Source organism: Cryobacterium sp. Hh11, from assembly GCF_004404045.1.
Classification (GTDB): Bacteria; Actinomycetota; Actinomycetes; order Actinomycetales; family Microbacteriaceae; genus Cryobacterium; species Cryobacterium levicorallinum.
This window is the reverse complement of record NZ_SOHF01000004.1, coordinates 39,361-47,436: the sequence shown is the minus strand read 5'-3', so window position 1 is coordinate 47,436 and position 8,076 is coordinate 39,361. Positions and strand designations below refer to the sequence as shown.

General features: G+C 63.8%; 7 protein-coding genes and 1 pseudogene. 3 read left to right on the top strand and 5 right to left on the bottom strand.

From position 1 onward, the window contains the following. Nucleotides 1-119: 119 nt before the first annotated feature. Nucleotides 120-260 (bottom strand): annotated as a pseudogene (locus E3T46_RS00835) (SRPBCC family protein); the annotation flags it as partial. Between the two features lie 161 nt (nt 261-421). Then, on the bottom strand, nt 422-865 hold the full coding sequence (locus E3T46_RS00830) for a hypothetical protein (RefSeq protein WP_134577090.1): 444 nt from the start codon (nt 863-865) through the stop codon (nt 422-424). 920 nt (nt 866-1,785) lie between these two features. Here E3T46_RS00830 and E3T46_RS00820 point away from each other — a divergent pair. Next, nucleotides 1,786-3,099: a TrwC relaxase gene (locus E3T46_RS00820; protein WP_134577089.1), complete on the top strand. Its 1,314-nt coding sequence runs from the start codon at nt 1,786-1,788 to the stop codon at nt 3,097-3,099. 243 nt (nt 3,100-3,342) lie between these two features. Here the strand turns inward: E3T46_RS00820 and E3T46_RS00815 are convergent, their stop codons facing one another. Genes E3T46_RS00815 through E3T46_RS00805 form a run of 3 tightly spaced genes read right to left on the bottom strand, consistent with a single transcriptional unit; the run spans nt 3,343 to nt 5,227 of the window. Beyond that, nucleotides 3,343-3,717 (bottom strand): rhodanese-like domain-containing protein, encoded by a 375-nt coding sequence (locus tag E3T46_RS00815; protein WP_134577088.1) that lies wholly within the window; start codon nt 3,715-3,717, stop codon nt 3,343-3,345. Continuing rightward, entirely contained in the window at nt 3,710-4,321 is a 612-nt protein-coding gene (locus tag E3T46_RS00810; protein ID WP_134577087.1) for a bifunctional 4-hydroxy-2-oxoglutarate aldolase/2-dehydro-3-deoxy-phosphogluconate aldolase, read from the bottom strand. Before E3T46_RS00810 ends, E3T46_RS00815 begins: the two co-directional genes overlap by 8 nt. Nucleotides 4,322-4,330: 9 nt before the next feature. Next, the gene (locus E3T46_RS00805; RefSeq protein ID WP_134577086.1) at nt 4,331-5,227 is read right to left on the bottom strand and encodes a sugar kinase; all 897 of its coding nucleotides are present in this window, start codon (nt 5,225-5,227) and stop codon (nt 4,331-4,333) included. A gap of 156 nt (nt 5,228-5,383) precedes the next feature. Here E3T46_RS00805 and E3T46_RS00800 point away from each other — a divergent pair, with 156 nt between their 5' ends. Both E3T46_RS00800 and E3T46_RS00795 read left to right on the top strand, forming a co-directional pair. Continuing rightward, on the top strand, nt 5,384-6,670 hold the full coding sequence (locus E3T46_RS00800) for an alanine racemase (protein ID WP_241980390.1): 1,287 nt from the start codon (nt 5,384-5,386) through the stop codon (nt 6,668-6,670). 140 nt (nt 6,671-6,810) lie between these two features. Then, nucleotides 6,811-8,070, top strand: a complete 1,260-nt coding sequence (locus tag E3T46_RS00795) for a sugar ABC transporter substrate-binding protein (RefSeq protein ID WP_166790139.1) — start codon at nt 6,811-6,813, stop codon at nt 8,068-8,070. Nucleotides 8,071-8,076 lie beyond the last annotated feature (6 nt).

Below are 8,076 nucleotides of genomic sequence, written 5' to 3'. Positions count from 1 at the left end.
CGGCACTCCGCGCTCGGTTACCGCAGGCCTAATGAAGTCCACTATGGTTATCAGCAGCCAGCATTGGCAGCGTAGAAGAATCCACTAATTCCGCTGTCCGAAATGCCCGCGGCAGCTCACCACTCTGTGAGAGTGTCGGTTACTTGCGTGATGGATTCAACAAAACTCAGAAACTTTGGAAACTCCTCGAATTTTGTCCACTGGTTGTACGCGACGGTAACGGGAACGTTGACATCGACAGTCTCGATGGCTTTGGGCATGATGACCTCCTAATGCGAATTCAACGGATGAAAGAGTTTCTGTACCCCCATTCACAGTACCGAAGGCTAATCCAAGGTCAACCCGGGTAAGGAAAAACTTGCAGGAACGAGAAGCTATCTGTGCGCGGAACCCCAACAGCGTCAACAAGCGATGGGACAGGCTAAACGACGGTCGAGGGAGACCCTTTAGAATCTCTCTCGGTCCCCGGGCGAAGCGCGACCAGAATGCGCTTCAGATCGATGACGATCGCAGCCGTGGGGCTGAGCGATGTCGCCCCGGCACCCAACTCTTGCATGCCGTGCAGAATCGCCTCGACTGCCGCTACGGCAGCATCAAACGGTGCGCTATCGTGCGGGTCGCCGTCCGTGGCGCGCAAGGTTTCCGCGACCGCGTGCAGGGCATCGCTCAGAACCGGCCGCAGTTCGGGCGGCAGCTCAAGGGGAATCGGTTTACCCCAGATCATGCCCGCAAAAACCTCTGTCAGGTTGCGCACGTGAAAGGTGACGTTCTCCAGAGCCGCGAGGTCCTCATAGTCAACAACAAGATTTCTGCGGTTGAACCGAGCGCGGGGGTTACCCTTACGACTCTCGTCGGCGTATTGCACAGCCGACCGGATGTCTCGGGCCGCGTCGGTGAGTGCGATGCCCCTGGTCGCTCAGAGTTCACGCTCTAGAGGCCAACTCTCGACCAAGGCCACGCCAATATCGCTGAGATGCGTAGCGAAGGTGCCTCGAAAGCTGGTCAACCGATCGACAGCCGTGCCGATGGCAAGCGGCGGAAAAATTAGCAGGTGGGACTGCCCCCGCGTCGGGCGACCGTGCATGCCATTTGGGATTGGCCGACTCCGACGCATTGATCGGCGAAATCGTGCGGTGCTAGCGGACACCTTACGACGGTCCTCCGACGGGAAGTGCGCCGCGTCCGCGCCCCTATCCCGTGACCAGAAACTAACCATAAACCCAAAATCTGACCAGATTCAGGCCGTATCTCGCCGTACAGCGCGTACACTAAACCCCATGAGAACCGCGGAATTCCGCGGAAGTCTGCCCCATATGCAGGTGCGCACCACCACCCCGACGCCTATCATTTGTTCTTGGTTCGAGTCCAGGTACCCCAGCACTAGCCCCTGAGTTTCCGCGGAAACCAGGGGCATTTCTTGTTTCCAGACACAACGTTCACGCCCCAAAGTGCCACTTTGGGTGCCAAAAACGACTCCCAAACGCCCTTTTCGCGACAGCGACGGCGATCAGCCCGGCCACCTACGTGTCACTTCGTACGAGGTCGGAATGCCGTGTCGCACCTCATTGTCATGAGTGACGATGACGCAGAAATCATGACCGGGCAGCAGGTTGCCGACCTGTTGCAGGTCTCCCCCCGCACGCTCGAGGAGGGGCGGCAGACTCGCACCGGGCCGCCGTATCGACGCATGGGCCGCCTCGTGAGATACATGCGTCGAGAGGTGCTCGCCTGGCGGATGCCGCCTACGAGGCGTGGCGGGCGGACATCCACTCGGGCAAGTCGACCGTGCTGATCAGCGACTCGAACGAGGCCGTCGCGGCGCTGAACATGCGCGCCCGCACCGAGCTGATTCTGGAGGGCCGGGTCGACGCGCTGCACGAAGTCACCCTGCACGACGGAACCCGCGCCGCCGTCGGTGACACTGTCATCACCCGCCGCAACGACCGCCGGCTGTATGCGTCGCGAGGCTGGGTGCGCAACGGCGACCGGTGGAACGTGATCGGCGTGCACCGGACCGGTTCGGTTGAGGTGCGGCGGCAGGGTCGGCGGTGGGGGAGTACCGTGCTGCTTCCCGCTTCGTACGTCGCTCAACATGTCGAGCTGGGCTACGCGGTCACCTCGCACCGGGCGCAGGGGATCACCACCGATACCGCGCACGTCGTGGTCGCGCCGAGCATGCCGCGCGAGAACCTGTACGTGGCGATGACGCGGGGTCGCGAGGCGAACACTGCCTATGTCGCCGTCGACCGGCCCGATGTCGCCCATGTGGGGCCACGGCCGGGTGACGCGACGGACGTGACGGCGCGCAGCATCCTCTGTGGCATTTTGCAGCACGTCGGCGCCGAGCTGTCCGCGCACGAGACTCTGGCGGCCGAGCAGGATGCCTGGGGTTCGGTGGCGCAGCTCGCGGCGGAGTACGAGACCATCGCGGCGGCCGCGCAGCACGGCCGTTGGGTCTCGGTGGTGCGCGCGAGCGGTCTCTTGCCCGGCCAGGCGGACGCGGTCATCGAATCGGATGCCTTCGGGCCGCTGACCGCGGAGCTACGGCGGGCGGAGGTCCACTATGTCGACGTGGCGAGTCTGCTGCCGCGGGTGGTCGCGGCCCGTGGGTTCGAGGATGCTCAGGACATCGCGGCGGTCTTGCAAGCCAGAGTCGTGTCGGTGGTCTCCCGAGACAATGGAGCCGGCCGCACTCGTCGGTCGCCGCGGCTCGTCGCCGGGCTTATCCCCCGCGCGCTTGGGCCGATGGATGCTGCCATGCACCAGGCCCTGGTCGAGCGCGCCGACCTGATCGCGTCGCGAGCGAGTGCCGTGCTTGACCTGGCGTTGCTTGCGGGGGAGCCGTGGACTCGAGCCCTCGGCGCCGCGCCGCGCGGGGCGGCATCCGCTGCGTGGCGCCAAAACGGATGCGCCGTCGCGGCCTACCGAGACCGCTACGGCATCGTAGGAGCAAAGCCGCTTGGTGCGGTGCCGGAATCCGTCGCGCAGAAACTCGATGCAGCTCGCGCGTATGCGGCCCTCAGGGCAGCCCAGCGGCTCGTGGAAGAACATTCCTACGACGCACCCAGACGGATCATCGCTGCGGGCCTGACGCGATAATTCAACGGGTGTGGGGCAGGTTCTCCCCAGCCAATCGGATCAAACCCTGCTCTCCGGTCGTTTGGCCCCAATCGCTACTCACGTGCATTGATGACCAGCGAGCCCTGCCAACGCATTGCTAAAACGGCCTTTTCGATGGCGACCTCATCCGAAGGCGTCGTGTTCCAGGCACTCCAAGAGCGACCCATCGCGCTGCCCTCCGCGTGGCCACCACGTTGCCCAAAGCGTTGGGATACACACGACTTACAGCGCCGCGCCGCTCGCCCCGACCAACGGGTGCACCGGTGGGTGTACGGTGCCGGCGGCGGTTTCGACATCGAGCCCGGAACGGTACCAATACTCGAAACCACCGATCATTTCACGCACTGAGTAACCGCGCGCGATGAGCGCAGCGGCCGCTCGGGTTGCACCGTTACACCCCGGGCCCCAGCCGTAGACGACCACGGTGCGCCCGGCCGGAATGTTATCAAGAAGACGAATGGCGCCCAGCGCATGCCCGTGATCCCAGGATGCCTGCTTGCGCGTGTCCACCAGAATGAATTCGCCCGAGTCCAGCCCGGCTGCCGCATCGAGCACGTCTACCTCGTAGGCGAGCTTTGCCGTCAGGTAGTCAAGCATGGGCGATGGCTGCGAGCAGCTTCAGCTGATCGGGATCGCCCAATGCCGATCCCACGGCCACGGTGCGCACACCACTAGCCAGAAACATCTCAGCATTTGAGGCGTCCATGCCGCCCGTAGCCACGAATTTGGCTTGAGGAAAAGGGCCGGCCATGGTCGTGAACCAGGTCGGTCCCAGAACGCTGGCCGGAAAGGCCTTGAGCCAGGTCAGGCCTGACGCGAGCGCCGCCTGCACCTCAGAGGCCGTGGCGACGCCCGGTAGCGGTGGCAGTCCGGCATCGAAAGAGGCACGCACGACCACGGGGTCGTAGCCGGGACTCACCGTGAATGCGGCCCCTGCATCCCGGGCCTGGCGCACATGCTCGAGGGTGACGACCGTGCCGGCCCCGACCGATTTGCCGAGAGCTGCTCCGGCTGCCACCACGGCGCAGAGTGCGTCGATGTCGCGGTTGGACTGAATCGGCAGCTCGACACAGTCGATGCCGAGAGACCAGGCTTGCTCCGCCAGCTCCACGCTGCGTTCAACGCCGAAGCCACGCAGGATGGCCATCAGGCGCTGGCCGTCGAGCAGGGGGCTGAGTGATTCGTTCGATAGGGCGATCATGGGTGCCTCTCAGGAGTGGATGTGCAGAAAATCGCTGGTGGATTGCAAGACCAGCACGGCCCGTTCGTGCCCGGCCTGCAGACGCGCAGTGCTGTCATGGCCGTGCAGCAATGCGTTCAGGTACCCGGCGGCGAACGCATCACCAGCACCAACCACCTCAACGACGTCGGTCGGCGTGGCCGGAACAAACACGGTGCCCGCGGAGGAGTACTCGGTCGCGCCGACGTCGCCGTCCTTGACGATCAGGTACGGTACCCAGGCAAACATCGCGCGCACCTGGTCAGGTGTGCGGGTGTCCCAGAGGGTTCGCGCTTCATCGAGCCCCACAAAAACGATGTCGGCTCCGCCGGCTGAGTGCGCGAGCGCGGGCGCTGCCTGGGCGACGGTCCACAGGGCGCTGCGATAGTTCACGTCGAAGCTCAAAAGCGCTGGCGCTGCGGCGACCCGAGAAATTACGACCTCGACCATTGCGGCACAACTCGCCGACAGTGCTTCTGTGATCCCCGAAAGGTGCACGAGCCGAGCGCTTTCCAGGGGAACCGAAGAGATTGTGCCGGCGTTCATGCCTGACGCCGCAGACCCGGCGCGAAAATATTGCACGCCATTGCCGGGGTCTTTGAAGTACGCACCCGTGGGCGCTGAATCAACCCGTCGCACCCACCGAGTGTCCACGTAACGTTCACGCAACAGCCGTTCAATCCGGCGACCTAGTGCGTCGTCGCCGAGCTGGCTAACCCAGGCTGCCGGGGTGCCCAAAGCGCTCAGGTGGGAGGCCACATTCGACTCTGCCCCACCAGCATCGAGCCGAAACGAGCTGGCCGTTTCGAGTGGCTCGGCCTCAAGCGGCGTCACGAGCACCATGGTTTCGCCAATGGTGATCACGTCGGGGGGTGAGGTCTGGCTCATGGCTCCATAGTCAACTATGTGCGCGTATATTGCAACATCGTTGCAAATGCTGCAACATGCTGGCGCGCGTGCGCCGCGTCTGATTAGATAATCGATAACAGAAAATGCAACCGCATGTGCAAGGCATGCAACAATCTGGATCGGAACGGTGTCGTTGTGAGTGCAGATAAGGAAGTGGATGGCACGGTACTGTCGCCGCGCGACAAGGGGCTCCCGGCACGCGCTGCTGGAATGAGCGTCGAGCAATTCTTGGCTACCACGCCACGGCTATCCGAGTTCTGGACCCCGCTCCTCGTGCTCAGCGATGACGCCCTCGCTCACAATCTGGCCGTCATGGCTGACTGGTGCACGCGGCACGGCTTCTCGCTCATGCCGCACGGCAAGACCACCATGGCGCCGACTCTTTGGCAGCGCCAACTCGAGGCCGGGGCTCACGGCATCACCCTTGCCACGGCAGGGCAGGTGCGTATAGCCCGCGACTTTGGCTTCGGTTCGATCATGCTGGCCAACGCGCTGACGGATGCCCGCGGCCTGCGTTTCGTCGCTGCCGAACTCGCCGACCCGGCCTTCTCCTTCAGCTGCTGGGTCGACTCTGTCGAGACCGTCGAGCTCATGGAGCGGGCACTCACCGGCGTCGAGCTCGCTCGGCCGATCAATGTCTGCGTGGAACTCGGCGCCGCCGGCGGCCGCACGGGAGCGCGAACCGCGGCCGACGCGAGTGTCGTGGCCAAACGCATCCGTCAATCAGCGGTGCTCCGTCTGGCGGGTGTCGCGGGCTACGAGGGCTGCCTCGCGCACGATCGCAGCGAGCAAGGACTCGCAGCCGTGCGCGGATACCTCGAAAAAATGCTTGCGCTGCACACGAGCCTGGCCGATGACTATGACGACCAGGAGGTCATTCTCACCGCCGGCGGCAGTGCCTACTTCGACATCGTCGACGAGGTCTTCAACGCCGTGAACAACCCGCTTCCCCGAACCCGGTACGTGCTGCGCTCTGGTGCCTACCTCACACACGATGACGGCTTCTATCGAGGAATCTCGCCGCTCGACCCGTCCCGTCTCGACGACCCCGATCCGGCGCAGGCGCTCCGACCGGCTATGCGTGGGCTCGCGCGCGTGGTGTCCCGACCCGAGCCGGGCCTCGCGCTCCTCGATGCCGGCAAGCGCGATTTTCCCTACGACGAGGGGCTGCCCGTGCCGTTCGCTTGTTCGCCAGACCTGGGCTCAGCCGGGTCGACGAAGCTCGCCGGGGCGTCCGTCAGCGCAATGAACGACCAGCACAGCTTTCTGCGGCTCGCGCCGGAGCAGGAGCTCGCCATCGGCGCGGTGGTAGCCCTCGGGCTGTCGCACCCCTGCACCGCCTTCGATAAATGGCAGTACATCCCGGTCGTACAGAGCGCGCAGTCCGACCTCGTCGTTGGTCTGGTCCGAACCTATTTCTAACCAAATGTGCAATATACGCACATAGTCGTGCAAATGTTACAAACCCGCAATATGCCGCACTTCCGCCCGACCCAGGGCTGCACGATACTGAGTTCACACCAGCTGCAACACGCGTTGCAGTATATGCACAAGGAGGAAACGTGAAGGTTCTTAAGACAGTCCCGATCGCCGCAGTCGCGGTCGTCGCACTTGCACTCTCGGGCTGCGCAGGCGGTGGCGACGAAGCCGCCGAAACAACTGCCGCCAGTACGTTATCTGTGGCCACCTGGCAATTTCTGGAGCCCACCCGCGGTGACGCCCTGTTTGACACCATCAACGGTTTCACGGCCGACAACCCCGATGTCACGCTCGAAAAGGTCGAGATCGCTCGGGCCGACTACGAAAAGACCCTCAGTACGCAATTCGGTGCCGGGGCTGGTCCCGACGTGTTCGTGATTCCCGATGCTTACTTCCCCCAGCTTGCGGATGCTGGCCTGCTCGAACCGCTCGACGACGTCGTCAGCGCAGCTGATCCCACCGGGTTGCGCAGCATCAATGACAACTACGCCGTCGACGGCAGCCAGCTCGGGCTGGTCTGGGAAGTCGTTCCCTATTCTTTGTTCTGGAACACCGACATCCTCACCGCAGCCGGTGTCGAGCCGCCGACCACCGTCGACGAGCTGATCACCGCTGCGGCCACGATCACTGAGACCACCGGCAAGACCGGGTTCTCGGTGCGTCACCAGATGAACGAAGAAACCCCGTGGTGGACCGACCAGTCCAACTGGGAGTTCGGTTACGGCGGTGAGTGGTCCGACGGCGAGAACCTCACCATAGACTCCGCCGAAAACGTCGAAGCGGTCGAAGCCTTCAAGTCGGTCTATGACTCCCCAGGCTTCGGAAAGGGCCAGGACGCCTCCACCTACCGTTCGGCTTTCGCGGCCGGTGAACTGGGAATGTCCATCGACAACTCCTCCGCCGTCATGACCCTCGTAGGCGATGCCGTTCCGGCCGACAAGATCGGTTCTGCCGTCCTGCCCTTCCCCGAGGGTGGCTCCGCCTACGCGGGCTTCGCCATCGGCATCAACGCTAACTCCGAGAACAAGGAAGCGGCCAAGGACTTCATCAAGTGGATGCTTTCCGACGACGCCCAGCAGAGCCTCGCCGATACGCTCTTCCCGTCGGCGATTGCCACCGAAGTTGACGCGTCCGACGAGCTGCTCAGCGCCAACCCATGGGTCGGCGCGTTCCACGAACAGGTCAACAACGCCAGCAGCGTGATCATCGCCGGTTTCGAGGCAGACACCTCAGCCATCCGCACGATCGTGCTCACGCAGATTGAACGCGTGCTCACCGAGGGCGTGTCCGCCGAGGACGCCCTCGCGGAAGCGCAGAAACAGTCCGAAGCACTCACGCAGTAGTACAGC

Coding starts and splice junctions, on each gene's coding strand:
- E3T46_RS00805 (WP_134577086.1), bottom strand. CDS start 5,227: ATGAGCCAGACCTCACCCCCCGACGTGATCACCATTGGCGAAACCATG.
- E3T46_RS00815 (WP_134577088.1), bottom strand. CDS start 3,717: ATGCTTGACTACCTGACGGCAAAGCTCGCCTACGAGGTAGACGTGCTC.
- E3T46_RS00810 (WP_134577087.1), bottom strand. CDS start 4,321: ATGATCGCCCTATCGAACGAATCACTCAGCCCCCTGCTCGACGGCCAG.